Genomic DNA, 15488 nt, shown 5'->3' on the forward strand with positions numbered 1-15488 from the left:
TGCGGCGCATTGGAGCATGATCGCGAAAAGTGGAACTCGGTTTTCGGAAAGATCATGCTCAAGCAATGAGAGCATGATCCCGAAAAGTGGAATCCGGTTTTCGGAAAAGATCATGCCCAAACAACAAGAGCATGATCCCGAAAAGTGGAATCCGGTTTTCGGAAAAGATCATGCCCAAACAACAAGAGCATGATCCCGAAAAGTGGAACCCGGTTTTTCGGAAAGGATCACGCTCTGACAACAAGATGAGCCCAAGCCTGTTCCACCAGGATGGAACAGGCCCCAGGTCTGAAGATACAATCCGAGGTTTTATCGCTCGCTGCGGCGCCATGCCAGAATCGCCGTCGCCTCCCGTTAGGTCCGAGAGTCGGCTTTTTCTCCATGCGATACAAAAAAGCGAAGAAAACGATCGTATTTTAGTAATATCTTAGCGATTGTTAACCTTAACGACTGGTAAACGAGCTCCTTCCCATTTTCATCTTTACATCCCATGACCCTGCCGTAGTGTCGTATCGCGGCGGCAATGTACGGGGAATGAGTTCATGATTGTGCAGTTGAGTTCGCTTCGCCCAGTGACGGGCGAGGACAGCAAGGAAGCCGCCGACAACATGTCCAGCTTCGCCCGCAATGTCTCGGCGATGCTTGAGCGGACGGAGTATCGCCGCTGCGACAAGGGCGAAGATCTCGAGGATATCTACCGCCTGCGTTACAAGTCATATCGCTCCAACGACATGGTGCCCGACAACGAAAACCACACCATTCACGACGAGCTCGACGAGACACCGAATGTCTACCGTTTCGGGGTCTATATTGACCAGGAACTCATCAGCACGCTGCGCATCCATCACGTCACCAAGGCGACGCCGATGTCGCCTTCCACCAAGGCCTTCGGCGACATTGTCACGCCGATGCTTCATCAAGGGCTGAGCTTCATCTGCCCCAGCCGGTTTGCTTCCGATCCCGAATGGTCGCGCGTCTATCCGCAGATCCCTTATCTGACGCTGCGGCTGGCCGGCATGGCGTGCTTCCATTTCAACGCGCCCTACTGCCTGTCGACCATTCGCGAAGACCACGCCGGCTTTTACAAGCGCATCTACTATTCGGAGAAGATCAGCGAGGCGCGCCCCTATCCGGGCGTGTTCAACAAGGTTGTGCTCTACCGCGCCGACGTCAACGCCATCCGCGAGCGGTCGCTCTCACGGTTCCCGTTCTTTCGTTCGACGCCGATGGAGCAGCGCATGCTGTTCGATACGCCGCATGTCGGCGAGCTCGCGCCGCTGACCATCCTGCCGACGGCAAAGTATTTTCGCGAAGCCGCCTGATACGGCAAGCATCGCGCGATTTTTGCCGGATGACGTGGAGCCTTTCGGCCGCTTCGGCGTTCTGGATGATGCCAGGGCGTGCGCGCCCCGGCATCGGCCACGAGTATTTGAAGGAACCCGACATGCACATCTCGCAGCTCGCGCTCACGCCGCTCATCTCGCTGATCGCCGGCGTGCTGATCCTCATCATGCCTCGGCTGCTGAACTACATCGTCGCGCTCTATCTGATCGTCGTCGGACTGCTCGGGCTTTTCCCGCATCTGGCCGGTTGACGGCGTCCTGTCAGCCGAGGAGAAACGCTGGGCCGCGGCGGCGATCGCTTCCGGGGCGTCTTCCCACATGAGATGGCCGGAGCCGGGCACAAGGGTCAAGGCGCAATCCGGCATCAAAGCCGCTGGCACGGTTGCCGGTTCCGGGCGTGGTCGGGCTCCAGGCCGAGCGGCCGGCTTCAACTTTCCTTTGAGGCAGTTGTCGGCTGCAATGCGGCAATAGCGCCATTGCTCTCGGCCCAGCTTTTCGCTATGTGCCTGAAAGATGTCTTCGAAGGGGTATTGCTATGGCTGATCACACGCCGACCGGTCCTGTCGAACTGGGCGCGAAGATGGACTATCCCGAGCATGACCGCACCTATGCGGGCTTTCTCATGCTGGCCAAATACGGATCGCTCTTCTGCGGCGCCCTCCTTCTGGCGATGGCTTTCGGCTTCTTCGCGGGCGGCTTCTTTTCGGCGACCATCCTGTTCGTTCTGATTCTGGCCGTCGGCGCCTTTATCCTCCGATAGATTTTTCCGACACCTTGTCCACGGCGCCGCCGCGAGGCCGGCCGGCGCCTTGCGGGAAACAGTTTCCGGCCGAAAGGATCATGCGGTGGGACAGACGGTTTTCATCCCTCGTGAACTCGATGTGAACGAACCGCGCGTGGCGGCCTCGCCCGATACGGTGAAACGGCTGGCCGGGCTTGGCTTCGACATTGTGGTCGAGACCGGTGCCGGCACGCGCTCGCGCATCCCCGACGAGGAATTTTCCAAGGCCGGCGCCACGATCGGCAAGGCTGATGCTGTCGCCAAGGCCGATGTCGTGCTGAAGGTGCGCCGGCCAAGTGATGCCGAGCTGAAGAGCTACAAGCCGGGCGCGGCGGTCATCGCCATCATGGATCCCTATGGCAATGATGCCGCCGTCGCGGCCCTTGCCAAGGCCGGCGTCACCGCCTTCTCGATGGAATTCATGCCGCGCATCACCCGCGCCCAATCGATGGACGTTCTGTCCTCGCAGGCCAATCTCGCCGGCTACCAGGCGGTGATCGACGGCGCTTCGGAATATGACCGGGCGCTGCCGATGATGATGACGGCGGCGGGCACGGTGCCGGCGGCGAAAGTCTTCATCATGGGCGTCGGCGTTGCCGGTCTGCAGGCCATAGCCACGGCGCGTCGCTTGGGTGCGGTCGTCACCGCCACCGACGTTCGCCCCGCCGCCAAGGAACAGGTCGCCTCGCTCGGCGCAAAGTTCCTGGCGGTCGAGGACGAGGAGTTCAAGGCGGCCGAGACGGCAGGCGGCTACGCCAAGGAAATGTCCAGGGAATATCAGGCCAAGCAGGCGGCACTCACCGCCGAGCACATCGCCAAGCAGGACATCGTCATCACCACGGCGCTGATCCCCGGCCGGCCGGCGCCGAGGCTGGTGTCGGCGGCCATGGTCGCCTCGATGAAGCCGGGTTCGGTGCTCGTCGACCTTGCGGTCGAGCGCGGCGGCAATGTCGAGGGTGCCGAGGCCGGCAAGGTTGTCACCACGGCCAACAACGTCAAGATTGTCGGCCACCTCAATGTGCCCGGCCGCATCGCGGCGTCCGCGTCGCTGCTTTATGCCAGGAACCTGTTCGCCTTCCTCGAGACGCTGGTCGACAAGACGACGAAGACGCTGGCCATCAACCGCGACGACGACCTGGTCAAGGCGACGATGCTGACCGACGGCGGCAAGATTGTGCATCCGGCCTTCGCTGGGGCCGACCAGCAGCCGCCAAAGGGCCAGTATGTCGAGCCGGCCGCGATCCCGGCCACGACCATGGTCGCCGACGCTTCGGACAAACCTGCGGCGAAGAAAGCCGCGCCCAGGAAACCGGCCGCACCCAAGTCGAAAGGCGTTGCGTGATGGATCAGACCTTGCAGAAAGCCCTCGACCAGCTCGATCAGGCCTCCGCCGCGGTACGGCTGGCGGTGCACAACATGGCGACCGCGCCCGGTGGCGCCGAGGCGGCGGGTGATGCCGCGCACGCCCTGTCCGGCGGCGCCATCGATCCCTTCGTCTTCCGCTTCGCCATCTTCGTGCTGGCGATCTTCGTCGGCTACTATGTCGTCTGGTCGGTGACGCCGGCGCTGCACACGCCGCTGATGGCCGTCACCAACGCCATCTCCTCGGTCATCGTCGTCGGCGCGCTGCTTGCTGTCGGTATCGCTGCCTCCGGCATTGCCGCCGGTTTCGGCTTCGTCGCGCTGATGCTGGTCTCGGTCAACATCTTCGGCGGCTTCCTCGTCACCCAGCGCATGCTGGCCATGTACAAGAAGAAGGACAGGTAGAGCGCCATGAACGCCAACTTCGCGTCCTTCCTCTACCTCGTCTCCGGCGTCCTGTTCATCATGGCGCTGCGTGGCCTGTCGCATCCGACCACCAGTCGGCAGGGCAACCTCTACGGCATGATCGGCATGGGCATCGCCATCGCCACTACGCTGGCGCTGGCAACCCCTTCCGCCGGCCGCTTCGGCTTGATCGTGCTCGGCCTCGCCATTGGCGGCGGCGTTGGCGCCGTCACCGCGCGCCGCATCGCCATGACCTCGATGCCGCAGCTGGTCGCCGCCTTCCATTCGCTGGTCGGCCTCGCCGCCGTCATGGTGGCGGCCGCGGCCATCTACGCGCCGGAGAGCTTTGGCATCGGCACGGACGGCGACATTCATGCCCAGGCCCTGATCGAGATGAGCCTTGGCGTCGCCATCGGCGCCATCACCTTCACCGGCTCGGTCATCGCCTTTTTGAAGCTCGACGGCCGCATGTCCGGCAAGCCGATCATGATCGGAGGCCGTCACCTCATCAACGCAGCTCTGGCCATCGCGCTCGTCGTGCTGATCGTGCTCCTGGTCACCACCGAGTCGAAACTCGTGTTCTGGCTGATCGTCGCCGCCTCGCTGGTGCTCGGCGTGCTCCTCATCATCCCGATCGGCGGCGCCGACATGCCGGTCGTCGTCTCGATGCTCAACTCCTATTCCGGCTGGGCGGCGGCCGCACTCGGCTTCACGCTCGGCAATCTGGCGCTGATCATCACCGGCGCGCTGGTCGGCTCGTCCGGTGCGATCCTGTCCTACATCATGTGCAAGGGCATGAACCGAAGCTTCATCTCGGTCATTCTCGGCGGCTTCGGCGGCGAGACGGCGGTAGCGGCGGACGACGGCATCGAGCGCACGGTCAAGCAGGGCTCGGCCGACGATGCCGCCTATCTGATGATGAATGCGCAGAAGGTCATCATCGTGCCCGGTTACGGCATGGCGGTCGCCCAGGCGCAGCATGCGCTGCGCGAAATGGCCGACAAGCTCAAGGCCAACGGCGTCGACGTGAAATACGCCATCCATCCGGTCGCCGGCCGCATGCCGGGCCATATGAACGTGCTGCTCGCCGAAGCCAATGTGCCTTACGACGAAGTGTTCGAACTCGAGGACATCAACTCGGAATTCGCGCAGGCCGACGTCGCCTATGTCATCGGCGCCAACGACGTCACCAACCCGTCGGCCCGCGACGACAAGTCGTCGCCAATCTACGGCATGCCGATCCTCGACGTCGACAAGGCCCGCACCTGCCTGTTCGTCAAGCGCTCGCTCGGCTCCGGCTATGCCGGCATCGACAACACGCTGTTCTACAAGGACGGCACCATGATGCTGCTCGGCGACGCCAAGAAGATGACGGAAGAGATCGTCAAGGCCATGGATCACTGATCCGGTCACCCCGCGACACCAAACAGAAAGCCCGGCCTCGCGGCCGGGCTTTCTTGCTTGTGAACGAGCGAAGCCGGTTCAGCGGCTGGTGATGAAAAGCGCTTCCTCTTCATCGCGCTGCCTGCCACCAAGCGCGGCTGCCGCACTGGCGATGAAGGCGCCGATGACAAGCGACAGAGCACCGAGCAATGCAAAGGTCGCACTGCCCTTCCTGGCGGTGTCGGTGGCCTGTTTCGCCTTGACCTTGGCATCCTCGACCTTGGCGACCAGGGCGTCGACACGAGCCTTGGCGTCGGCCTCGGACAGGCCGGTGCGGGCGGCGACTAGCTGCGACAGGTAGGTCTTGTCGTCAGCCGAAATCTCGCCCGCCGCGGCACTGGCGATCAGGATGCGCGAAGCCTGTCCAACCGCGGTAGCATTACCCTCCGGACCAGCCGCCGCGAGCTTGCTCGGATCGGCAGGACGAAACAGCGAATCGACGAGATAGGAGGTCGCATTGTCGGTCGAAGCGCCGCCCGCATTGGCGGAAGCACCTGCCGATGCACCCATGGCAGCGCCGGAAGCGACAGTCGAGACCGCCTGCACGCCCGAACCAAGTGCTGCGGAAAGGGCCGAGCCAAGCACGCCGACGACGAGCAAGGTGGCCAGTGCCCAGGCGAGGAACCCGTGGGCGGTGTCACGGAAGTAGACCTCGTCGGTGTGGATGCCGACCCATTTGGTGCGCAGGCGCCCCGCCAGATAACCGCCGACACCGGAGGACAACCATTGCACGATGATCAGCCAGATCGCGGTGGACACCGCAAAGGTGGTGAACGATGCGCCGGAGCCCGACCATGGTGAAACCATGGTCAGTCCAAGTCCTGAGCCGAGCAGCATGAGGATGAAGGTCAACGTCGAGGCCGCGAAGGCACCGGCAATGATCGGTCCCCAGCTGACGGCCGGACTGGAGGATTCCGTGGAAGCGGAAACGTCGACAGCCGATAGGGTAGACTGCATGAATTCCCCCTACCGTACGAACAGCATGATCAGAATGATGATTGGAATCGGAATACCGAGCAACCAGAGCAAAATACCACGTCCCATGAAGGCCTCCTGTGAGAAATTGTGATCGATATCGTCACAATGTCTCGAAGGAACTTCCGTTCCGGCGGGCTATAAAATGATTTTGTCTGCCACGGACGGAACAATTGGCGCGCCGTGGCGCGCCAACGCCAGAGATCATATATCCAGATCATATATCCAGGTTGGCCACTGACAGCGCGTTGTCCTGGATGAACTCGCGCCGGGGCTCGACCTCGTCGCCCATCAGCCGCGAGAAGAGACTGTCCGCGTCGGTGGCGTCATTGACCTTGACCTGCAGCAGCGAGCGCACATTCGGGTCGAGCGTCGTTTCCCAGAGCTGCTCGGCGTTCATCTCGCCGAGACCCTTGTAGCGCTGCATGGTCAGGCCCTTGCGGCCAGTGGCGAAGACCGCGTTGAGCAGCGCCAGCGGCCCCGAGATGGTTTCGGACACGTCCTTGCGGCGCAGCACTGGCGGCTCGCCATAGACCTCGGTGAGGCGCGGCGCATAGCGGTCGAGCTGGCGCGCATCGGCTGAATTGATCAGCCCGAGATCGAGATGCGCGAATTCCTTGACGCTGCGCACCGTGCGTTCGAACACATAGCCACCGGTGCCCTCGTTCGAGGTCGATCTGCGGCCAGTCCAGCCGCGCTCGGTGTCCTCGGCGATGATGTCGAGGCGCTTGGCGACACGCTCGGCCATGGCATCGGCGCGGCCGAGGTCGTCGAAAACGTCGGGGTTGAGGCCACCGGCGATAGCCGCCTGCTCGACCACACCTCTGTTGTAGCGCGTGTGCAGCCCGTTGATGAGCTGGCGCACTGCCAGCGCATCGTCGATGGCGCTGCGCAGATCCTGTCCGGTCCGAACCTCGCCCGAGCCGAGCGAAAGCGACGCCTCGTCCAGCCCCGAGCCGATCAGGAATTCCTCGAACGCGCTTTCATCCTTGATGTATTGCGAACTCTTGCCGCGCGTCACTTTGTAAAGCGGCGGCTGCGCGATGTAGAGATGGCCGCGCTCGATCAGTTCCGGCATTTGGCGGAAGAAGAAGGTGAGCAGCAAGGTGCGGATGTGGGCGCCGTCGACGTCGGCGTCGGTCATCAGGATGATCTTGTGATAACGCAGCTTGTCGGCGTTGAACTCGTCCTTGCCGATCGACGTGCCGAGCGCGGTGATCAGCGTGCCGATCATTTCGGAGCCGAGCATGCGGTCGAAGCGTGCCCGCTCGACATTGAGGATCTTGCCGCGCAGGGGCAGGATCGCCTGGTTCTGGCGCGAACGGCCACCCTTGGCCGAGCCGCCGGCCGAGTCACCTTCGACGATGAAGATTTCGGATTTCGCCGGGTCGCGTTCCTGGCAGTCGGCCAGCTTGCCGGGCAGCGAAGTGATGCCGAGCGAGCTCTTGCGGGTAATGTCGCGCGCCTTGCGTGCCGCCTCGCGGGCGGCCGCTGCCTGGATCACCTTCTCGATGACCACCTTGCCCTCGGTCGGGTGCTCTTCCAGCCAGGTGCCGAGCGCTTCGTTGACCAGCCCTTCAACCACCGGGCGGACTTCCGACGAGACCAGTTTGTCCTTGGTCTGCGAGGAGAATTTCGGATCGGGAACCTTGACCGACAGCACCGCCGTCAGGCCCTCGCGGCAATCGTCGCCGATCAGGCCAACCTTTTCCTTCTTGGTCAGGCCCGAGGACTCGCCATAGCCGGTGATCTGACGGGTCAGCGCGCCGCGGAAACCGGCCAGATGGGTGCCGCCATCGCGCTGCGGGATGTTGTTGGTGAAGGCCAGCACGTTCTCGTGGTAGCTGTCGTTCCACCACATCGCCACTTCGACGGTGATGCCGTCGCGCTCGGCCTTGATGGCGATCGGCTTGTCGATCAGCGGTTTCTTGACCCGGTCGAGATATTTGACGAATTCCTCGAGACCGCCGTCATAGTGCAGCTCGTGGCGCACGATGTCGGCATGGCGGGCATCGGTCAAAACGATGCGCACGCCGGAATTCAGGAAGGCGAGCTCGCGTAGCCGGTGCTCCAGCGTGCCGAAGTCGAACTCGACCATGGTGAAGGTTTCGGATGACGGAAAGAAGGTGATCTCGCTGCCGCTGCGCCCTTCATAGGTGCCGGCAACCTTGTTCTGCTCATAGCTGCCGGTGGCCTTCAAGGGCGCATCCGCATTGCCATGCGTGAAGCTCATTTCGAAGATCTGGCCGTTGCGGCGGATTTTCAGCTTCAGCCAGGCCGAAAGCGCGTTGACCACCGAGACGCCGACGCCATGCAGGCCGCCCGACACCTTGTAGGAGTTCTGGTCGAACTTGCCGCCGGCATGCAGCTGCGTCATGATAACTTCGGCTGCGGAAATGCCTTCGCCGGTGTGGATATCGGTTGGAATGCCACGGCCATTGTCGATCACCGTCACCGAACCATCGGGGTTGAGCGTCACGCTGACGAGGTCGGCGTGGCCGGCCAAAGCCTCGTCGATGGCGTTATCGACCACCTCATAGACCATGTGGTGCAGGCCTGAACCGTCGTCGGTGTCGCCGATATACATGCCGGGGCGTTTGCGGACAGCGTCCAACCCCTTCAAAACCTTGATGGAATCGGCGCCGTATTCGGCTTCAGCGCCGTTGTTGTTGTCGATCTGGTCGCTCATGAAAACCTGTTGTCTGGATGCCGCTTGCACGGCGGGAAAAATCGGCCCCGAATCGCGCCTCTGATGTGGATTAGATATAGGCGCTAAAGGCGGTTTTTCCAAGGTTTGCGGGCATTTCAGGGGCAAACCCCGAGCCGGCAGCCGGCTATTTTTTTCGGCCGTTGAATTTGGCGAGAAGGTCGCGCAGATATTTGATCGTGGGTCTGTCCCTGGGCGCTAGCCGCTCCGTCCGGTCGAGCTTCGGCGTCAGGTCCAGTGCCTTCGTCAGTGCTGCCTTCGGATCCTTCGCTACATAGGCATAGTTGATGTAGGCCTGTACCAGATCAAATTGCCAAATCGCGTTGTTCGGATCTGACTCGGCCAATTGCTGGCGTATGGCAAGGCTGGCTTCGAAGGCGTTCCTGGAACCCTCGAAGTGGCGTTGTTTGGTCTCCAGCCTGCCGATTTCCGATAGGGTGACCGACAGGTCGCGTTGCCAATCGGAATTGCCTTGATCGAGGTTGGCCAACCGGTCGGCAATGGCAAGACTGTCCTGATAGATCCCGAGTGCGCCGCTGACATCGCCCTGGACATCCAGCACGCCGGCAACCTTTTCCAGACAGACCGACATATCCCGCTGCCAGTCGGTGTTGCCAGGGTCACTCGCGGCAAGTTCACGCGCTATGTCCAGCGCTTGCCGGTAGGAAGCAAGTGCCTCCGGCCAGTCCTCCTGGTCGCTCAGCGCATTGCCGATCTTGGCGTAACCAACCGACAGGTCTCGCTCGATCTCGGTATCGTTGGGGTCGCGGCGCACCAACTCTTCGACGATCGCCTGGCTCTTGTTGTAGGCGGTGAAGGCGCCGGCGGCATCGCCGCGCTCCCGCAGCAGATTACCGATCCTGGTTTGGCTGACTGAGACAGCGCGTTGGCGCCGCGCGTCATCGGGCTTGTTGTCGGCCAGCGCCAGCCGAATCCTCAGGCTTTCTTCGAAGGCCGTCTCGGCGCTGTCCAACTGGCCGGCGGTATGGGCAAGTTCGCCGATTTCGTCATAGGTGATTGTCAGATCATTGAGCAGGTCGGCGTGGTCCGGCTCCGCATCGGCCAACTGCTGCCGAAAGCCGGCTCTTTCAGGCCGCCCGCATCGGCTTCAACGCCTCGCTCCGGCGCAACAGCTCGTCCAGCATGGCCCTGGCTCCGCCTGTCACCTGTTCGCTGGCGGTGAAAGCACCCTTCTCGTCGAGCAGTTTCTGATACATTGGCAGCGCGACACCTTCTGGGATCGGCATGACACCCACCGAAGTCAGCAGTGGCTTGAGCGCTTGCGCTGCCCGCAGGCCGCCGGAGACGCCGCCATAGCTGAGGATGGCGGCGGGTTTGTACTTCCACTCGCGCAAGAGATAGTCGATCGCGTTGACGATCGCCGGAGCGGCGAAATAATTGTATTCCGGCGCCACGAACACAAAGGCGTCGGCGACGTCGATCGCCTTCGACCAGGCCCTGGTGTGGGCATTCTGATAGTTGCCCAGCCTGGGATGATGCGGTTCGTCCAGCACCGGCAGATCGAACGCGGCGATGTCGGTCAGCACCGGTTTGAATTTTCCATGCTCGCGTGCGAACCTCTCCAGCCATTCGGCGAAAACCGGCCCGGCGCGACCCGGCCGCGTGCTGCCGATGATGATGTTCAACTGGTGCGTCAAGGCGGGCTCCTTCGATTGGCGGTATCTGCTGGTGACTGTGACCTACGGCAGAGCACGGCTGCGGACAAGGCGGCACCTCCAGGGGAGCGGTCACAATCGGCTGAACAGACTGTCTGCCGCTGCGTCCCCCGGCCGTCGCGGTCCCGGCCTGCCGTCCGGTCACGCTGCCGTTCGGTCACATGGACGCCCGGATTGCCAGCCACTACATTGAGGGATCAGCGGAGCACAAGATGGATATCCAGCCCGCCCCTTTCGTTCCCCCGGCGCCGAAGCCGCGCACGACGCCTCCCTCGACGCTGGAGATGATCCGCATTGTCTACCGCAATCCGCTCGAACTGTGGGGTGAGCATACCTACAACGAGCCCTGGATTTCGGCGAGTGGCGTCGGTGGGCATCTGATCGTCGCCAACGATCCCGGCCTTATCCGCCATGTGCTGGTCGACAATGCCAAGAACTACAAGATGGCGACGGTACGCCAGAAGATCCTGCGGCCGATCCTGCGCGACGGCTTGCTGACCGCCGAGGGCGAGGTCTGGAAGCGGTCGCGCAAGGCGATGGCGCCGGTGTTCACGCCGCGCCACATCTTCGGCTTCGCCCAGCCGATGCTGAAGCGTACGCAAGAATTCGTCACCCGCTACGAGGATGGCGGCACGTCGGACATCGCCCACGACATGACGCTTCTTACCTACGACATCCTGGCCGAAACGCTGTTCTCCGGCGAGATATCGGGCGAGCCGGGCAGTTTCGCCAATGAAATCGACCGCCTGTTCGAGACCATGGGCCGCGTCGATCCGCTCGACCTGTTGCGCGCACCCGACTGGCTGCCGCGGCTGACCCGCATCCGTGGCCGCAAGACCATGGCCTATTTCCGCAAGATCGTCACCGACACCGTCAAGATGCGCGAAGCGAAGTTCAAGCGCGACCCCGATGCCGTGCCGCAGGATTTCCTGACGCTGCTGCTCAAGGCCGAGGGGCCTGAGGGGCTGACACGGGCCGAGGTCGAGGACAACATCATCACCTTCATCGGCGCCGGCCACGAGACCACGGCGCGCGCGCTCGGCTGGACGCTTTACTGTCTCGCGGAATCGCCATGGGAGCGCGACAGGGTCGAGCGGGAGATCGACCAGGTGCTGGCGCGCGAACCCGATCCGACGAAATGGCTCGATGCCATGCCGTTCACGCGGGCGGCTTTCGACGAGGCACTCAGGCTCTACCCGCCGGCGCCGTCGATCAACCGCGAGCCGATCGAACCGGAGATGTGGAAGGATCTCTATATCCCGAAGTACGCCGCGGTTCTGGTGATGCCGTGGGTCGTGCATCGCCACAGGAAGCTGTGGGACCAGCCCGACGCCTTCCTGCCGGAGCGTTTCCATCCGGGAAATCGCGAAAAGATCGATCGTTTCCAGTATCTGCCGTTTGGCGCGGGACCACGCGTCTGCATCGGCGCCAGCTTCGCCATGCAGGAAGCGATCATCGCGCTGGCCATCCTTTTGTCGCGCTTCCGCTTCGATACCACGGACGAGACCAAGCCATGGCCGGTGCAGAAGCTGACCACGCAGCCGCAAGGCGGGTTGCCGATGCAGGTCACGCCGCGTTAGGCGCATCGATATTCAGGTGATGCCGGCCTGCGAACGATAGCCTGCTGCGCTTCCAGTGCTCACGTACTTCAAGTACGCTCCGCTCCGGTTCTCGGACCCCACCGTTCTCGACTCGGCCTGACCTGAATCTCGACACGCCTTGGGGTGGTTGTACTGATTCAGGCTGCGGGCTTGCGCTGCTGGAACTGGCCGGCGGCGCGGAAGCGCCAGAGGTAGCTGGGCAGGATCGTCGCGATCGATTGCGGCTGGATGCCGAGCCCCGCCAATGTCCGGTTGGCCTTGGCCGCCGCGTCGGAAACGATGTTGTGTTCGCGCAGCTGCATCACCTGGTCCTTGGTCAGCAGCGGATTGGGCAGCAGGCCGAGGATCGAGGCCTGGATGTTGGCCACCCACCACGGCACCGGCACCAGTAGGCGCTTGCGCTCGATCACCTCAAGCAGTTCTTCCATGCACTCCTTGAAGGTGAGCACCTTGGGGCCGCCAAGCTCGTAGATCTGGCCGCCACCGACCTTGCCGTCGACCGAGCGCGCCACCGCTTCGGCGACGTCGCCGACATAGACCGGCTGGAACTTGGTCTGGCCGCCACCGATCAGCGGCAGCACCGGCGAATAGCGCGCCATGTTGGCGAAGCGGTTGAAGAAGGCGTCCTCGGGCCCGAAATTGACCGATGGCCGGAAGATCACGGCGTCCTTGATCGTCTCCAGGACGGCCTTTTCACCAAGCGCCTTGGTGCGTGCATAGTCCGATTCGGACTCCCGATCGGCGCCAAGCGCCGAAATATGGGTGAGGCCGGCGCCGACGGCGCGCGCCGCCTCGGCAACGGCGCGCGCGCCGAACTCGTGCACGCTGGGGAATTTCTGCCGGCCGGTCTCATGCAGGATGGCGACCAGATTGACGACATGGTCAGCACCCTGCACGGCACGGTCGACCGACCATCGCATACGCACATTGGCCTGCACCGGCTGGATCTGGCCGACATTGCCGAGCGGCTGCAGATGGCCGGCAAGATCGGGCCGCCGGCAGGCGACCCGGATGCGATAGCCGCGCTTGGCCAGCGCGCGCACGACGTGGCGGCCGACAAAGCCTGACCCGCCAAAGACGACGACGAGCTTTGGGGTCTGCAGGATTTCGGTCATGGCGGGCTCCGGCGCACGTTCCAGATGGCTTGGCTGAAGCCGTTTCATAGTCCGTTTTGCGCCAAAGGCAAAGGGTGACGCGTCGTCGCTGTCCCCCTTGTTTTCAGAGCAATTCCGGGAAAAGCGCATAGCGCTTTCCCTTGGGAATTGCGTCAGGACAAAACCTTGTCAAAACGCCTTGCCGATGCGAGCGTCGACCGAGTGGCGGTTGCCGCCACGAATGACGAAGAAGAGCAGGATCGCGGCCCACAGAAGCGACTTCTCGGCACCCGAAAAGCCTTGGCCCATGGTGATCCAGTGGAACCAGACCGTGACCAACAGCACGAACAGGCCGGCAAAGGCGGCCGGCCGCGTCAAAAGGCCGATGGCGATGAAAATGCCGCCGAAGAATTCGGTGCAGGCGAGCAGCAACGACCACAAGGCGCCGGGATAGAAACCGAGGCCCTCGACCATTTCGGCGGCGCCGAAAGGATTGGTGATTTTTTGCGAGCCGTGGACGGTTAGAAAGATGCCGGCCACCGCGCGCAGCACGGTTTCGGCGGCGTCATGCAGCGACGAATACAGGCGGCCAAGCGCCGGAATGATCAGCTTGCCGCGGGAAGCGTCGGTGGTTACGGACATCGTAGCTCCTGTTTTTGTGATCGTCCTTTGCAAACGCCCGATGGTTTCCGTCAAGTCAAGTTAACAAAAGTTAACTATCATAATCAGGTTTTATCAAATGCGGTCGAAACGCAGAAAACCCCGCCGAAGCGGGGTTTTCCGGGTGAGCTCGGTCGAAATCAGGGTCCAACGAGGCGGCCGACCTGAGACGGTATCGGCATGGCGTGAGACCTCAGCCCTTGACGCATCCGACAGAAGACACCGACCGGGCAAGCCCGACCCGGACAAGCATTGGTCGCTGGAACGCACCGGAAGGTTCAGCGAAGGCGCGGAAAAATCCGTTGGCGCACAGCCGCTCGACCCAGCTTGAGCAGATGTCTTCAAGCGGAATAGCGGGCGGCGAATTCGGAAATGCGCTGCACCACAGCCTTTGACGCGGTGATGCCCCGCGCTTGCGCCTTCTCGGCGGCTTCGGCGCGGGCACGCCCGGGCACGTGCACGCCGAAGCGCCGCCGCAGCCGGTCGAGCTGGTCCTTCATGCGCTGCTCGAAGTCGGGATCGAGCAGCTTGGGCTCGACGGCAAGCACGAACAGCCCGGTTCCGGGACTGTCCGGTCCGCCGGTGAACCATGGCGCGTCGAGCGACCAGTTGGCGCCCGACAGGCCCGCTGCCAGTACTTCGACCATCAGCGCGATGTTGGCGCCGCGCTGGCCGCCAAAGGCAAGCATGGCGCCTTTCATGGCGGCGGCCGGATCGGTGGTCGGGTTGCCGCTGGCATCCAGCGCCCAGCCTTCGGGGATTGTCTTGCCGTCCTCGGCAGCCTTGCGGATGTTGACGAAGGCGGTAGCGCTCGACGACTGGTCGATGACCAGCGGCGCGCCGTCGGCGGCGGGTGCTGCAAACGACATCGGGTTGGTGCAGTAGACCGGCTTGACCGAGCCCGAGCCGGCAAGCACGGCCGGGCCGTTGGTGGCGGCGAACGACACCAGCCCCTGCGCTGCCAGCCTTCCGGTGAAATAGCCGAGCGCGCCGCATGTATAGGCGTTCTTCTGCGAGAAAATGGCGACGCCGAACAGCTTTGCCGCCTTGGCGAGATCGTCGATGGTGCGGTCGAAGCCGGTATGCGCCAGACCGCCGCGCGCGTCGGAAAGAAAGACGGCCAGCGCCGGCCGGGTGATCACCGGATCGGCATTGCCATCGATGCGTCCGGCTTCCAGCGCCTCGAGATAGTCGATGAAATGCGACAGTCCGACGGTCGAGAGCCCTTCCGCTTCGGCTGATATGATCGAGGCGGTGAGCGATTGCGCCGCTTCCTCGTTGGCGCCGGCGCCGAGTGCCGCCATCCGGCACAGTCCTTTTGCCTGTTCGAGACTGAGTTGCATCATGGAAGTCCTAAGGGAGTAGGGGAGTACGGGAGTAGGGGACAGTGGGCAGTGAATAGCGAATGGGGATTGAAATGTGAATGTGAATAGTGGCTGCC

Annotated in this window: 14 protein-coding genes; 7 read left to right on the forward strand and 7 right to left on the reverse strand. The window is 62.9% G+C overall.

Annotation, left to right across the window (positions count from 1 at the left end):
- The first annotated feature begins 542 nt into the window (after positions 1–542).
- From BPNPMPFG_RS25220 to BPNPMPFG_RS25245, 6 genes are all read left to right on the forward strand, one after another.
- Positions 543–1322 carry an N-acyl amino acid synthase FeeM domain-containing protein gene (locus tag BPNPMPFG_RS25220; RefSeq protein WP_258591330.1) on the forward strand — a complete coding sequence of 260 codons (780 nt, stop codon included), beginning with the start codon at positions 543–545 and terminating at the stop codon, positions 1320–1322.
- A 122-nt stretch (positions 1323–1444) separates the two neighbouring features.
- A complete protein-coding gene (locus BPNPMPFG_RS25225) occupies positions 1445–1594 on the forward strand; it encodes a DUF3096 domain-containing protein (RefSeq protein ID WP_019862764.1) in 150 nt (49 codons plus the stop codon).
- A 284-nt stretch (positions 1595–1878) separates the two neighbouring features.
- Positions 1879–2103: an aa3-type cytochrome c oxidase subunit IV gene (locus tag BPNPMPFG_RS25230; RefSeq protein WP_258591331.1), complete on the forward strand. Its 225-nt coding sequence runs from the start codon at positions 1879–1881 to the stop codon at positions 2101–2103.
- Positions 2104–2188: 85 nt separating this feature from the next.
- Entirely contained in the window at positions 2189–3466 is a 1278-nt protein-coding gene (locus BPNPMPFG_RS25235; RefSeq protein WP_258591332.1) for a Re/Si-specific NAD(P)(+) transhydrogenase subunit alpha, read from the forward strand.
- Positions 3466–3891 carry a proton-translocating transhydrogenase family protein gene (locus BPNPMPFG_RS25240; protein WP_413776805.1) on the forward strand — a complete coding sequence of 142 codons (426 nt, stop codon included), beginning with the start codon at positions 3466–3468 and terminating at the stop codon, positions 3889–3891. Before BPNPMPFG_RS25235 ends, BPNPMPFG_RS25240 begins: the two co-directional genes overlap by 1 nt.
- A gap of 6 nt (positions 3892–3897) precedes the next feature.
- A complete protein-coding gene (locus tag BPNPMPFG_RS25245) occupies positions 3898–5295 on the forward strand; it encodes an NAD(P)(+) transhydrogenase (Re/Si-specific) subunit beta (protein WP_258591334.1) in 1398 nt (465 codons plus the stop codon).
- Positions 5296–5373: 78 nt separating this feature from the next.
- On the opposite strand, the gene BPNPMPFG_RS25250 is transcribed toward BPNPMPFG_RS25245, so the two are convergent.
- The 4 genes from BPNPMPFG_RS25250 to BPNPMPFG_RS25265 form a co-directional block, all read right to left on the reverse strand.
- Positions 5374–6291, reverse strand: a complete 918-nt coding sequence (locus BPNPMPFG_RS25250) for a hypothetical protein (RefSeq protein WP_258591335.1) — start codon at positions 6289–6291, stop codon at positions 5374–5376.
- 235 nt (positions 6292–6526) lie between these two features.
- Positions 6527–8998 carry a DNA topoisomerase (ATP-hydrolyzing) subunit B gene (gene gyrB, locus BPNPMPFG_RS25255; RefSeq protein WP_258591336.1) on the reverse strand — a complete coding sequence of 824 codons (2472 nt, stop codon included), beginning with the start codon at positions 8996–8998 and terminating at the stop codon, positions 6527–6529.
- Positions 8999–9143: 145 nt separating this feature from the next.
- Positions 9144–10082, reverse strand: a complete 939-nt coding sequence (locus BPNPMPFG_RS25260; RefSeq protein ID WP_258591337.1) for a tetratricopeptide repeat protein — start codon at positions 10080–10082, stop codon at positions 9144–9146.
- 22 nt (positions 10083–10104) lie between these two features.
- The gene (locus BPNPMPFG_RS25265; protein WP_258591338.1) at positions 10105–10674 is read right to left on the reverse strand and encodes an NADPH-dependent FMN reductase; all 570 of its coding nucleotides are present in this window, start codon (positions 10672–10674) and stop codon (positions 10105–10107) included.
- A gap of 230 nt (positions 10675–10904) precedes the next feature.
- Between BPNPMPFG_RS25265 and BPNPMPFG_RS25270 the strand changes: the two genes are divergently transcribed.
- Positions 10905–12272 carry a cytochrome P450 gene (locus tag BPNPMPFG_RS25270; RefSeq protein ID WP_258591339.1) on the forward strand — a complete coding sequence of 456 codons (1368 nt, stop codon included), beginning with the start codon at positions 10905–10907 and terminating at the stop codon, positions 12270–12272.
- Between the two features lie 158 nt (positions 12273–12430).
- On the opposite strand, the gene BPNPMPFG_RS25275 is transcribed toward BPNPMPFG_RS25270, so the two are convergent.
- From BPNPMPFG_RS25275 to BPNPMPFG_RS25285, 3 genes are all read right to left on the reverse strand, one after another.
- Positions 12431–13408 carry a complex I NDUFA9 subunit family protein gene (locus BPNPMPFG_RS25275; RefSeq protein WP_258591340.1) on the reverse strand — a complete coding sequence of 326 codons (978 nt, stop codon included), beginning with the start codon at positions 13406–13408 and terminating at the stop codon, positions 12431–12433.
- Between the two features lie 168 nt (positions 13409–13576).
- Complete coding sequence (locus BPNPMPFG_RS25280; protein WP_258591341.1) at positions 13577–14029, reverse strand: DoxX family protein; 453 nt, start codon at positions 14027–14029, stop codon at positions 13577–13579.
- Positions 14030–14388: 359 nt separating this feature from the next.
- Positions 14389–15390, reverse strand: a complete 1002-nt coding sequence (locus BPNPMPFG_RS25285) for an Ldh family oxidoreductase (RefSeq protein WP_258596914.1) — start codon at positions 15388–15390, stop codon at positions 14389–14391.
- Between the last annotated feature and the right edge of the window lie 98 nt (positions 15391–15488).

It is taken from the genome of Mesorhizobium sp. AR07 (genome assembly GCF_024746815.1).
Taxonomy (GTDB): domain Bacteria; phylum Pseudomonadota; class Alphaproteobacteria; order Rhizobiales; family Rhizobiaceae; genus Mesorhizobium.

Coding starts and splice junctions, on each gene's coding strand:
- BPNPMPFG_RS25270 (WP_258591339.1), top strand. CDS start 10,905: ATGGATATCCAGCCCGCCCCTTTCGTTCCCCCGGCGCCGAAGCCGCGC.
- BPNPMPFG_RS25275 (WP_258591340.1), bottom strand. CDS start 13,408: ATGACCGAAATCCTGCAGACCCCAAAGCTCGTCGTCGTCTTTGGCGGG.
- BPNPMPFG_RS25220 (WP_258591330.1), top strand. CDS start 543: ATGATTGTGCAGTTGAGTTCGCTTCGCCCAGTGACGGGCGAGGACAGC.
- BPNPMPFG_RS25245 (WP_258591334.1), top strand. CDS start 3,898: ATGAACGCCAACTTCGCGTCCTTCCTCTACCTCGTCTCCGGCGTCCTG.
- BPNPMPFG_RS25285 (WP_258596914.1), bottom strand. CDS start 15,390: ATGCAACTCAGTCTCGAACAGGCAAAAGGACTGTGCCGGATGGCGGCA.
- BPNPMPFG_RS25225 (WP_019862764.1), top strand. CDS start 1,445: ATGCACATCTCGCAGCTCGCGCTCACGCCGCTCATCTCGCTGATCGCC.
- BPNPMPFG_RS25240 (WP_413776805.1), top strand. CDS start 3,466: ATGGATCAGACCTTGCAGAAAGCCCTCGACCAGCTCGATCAGGCCTCC.
- BPNPMPFG_RS25250 (WP_258591335.1), bottom strand. CDS start 6,291: ATGCAGTCTACCCTATCGGCTGTCGACGTTTCCGCTTCCACGGAATCC.
- BPNPMPFG_RS25280 (WP_258591341.1), bottom strand. CDS start 14,029: ATGTCCGTAACCACCGACGCTTCCCGCGGCAAGCTGATCATTCCGGCG.
- BPNPMPFG_RS25230 (WP_258591331.1), top strand. CDS start 1,879: ATGGCTGATCACACGCCGACCGGTCCTGTCGAACTGGGCGCGAAGATG.
- gyrB (WP_258591336.1), bottom strand. CDS start 8,998: ATGAGCGACCAGATCGACAACAACAACGGCGCTGAAGCCGAATACGGC.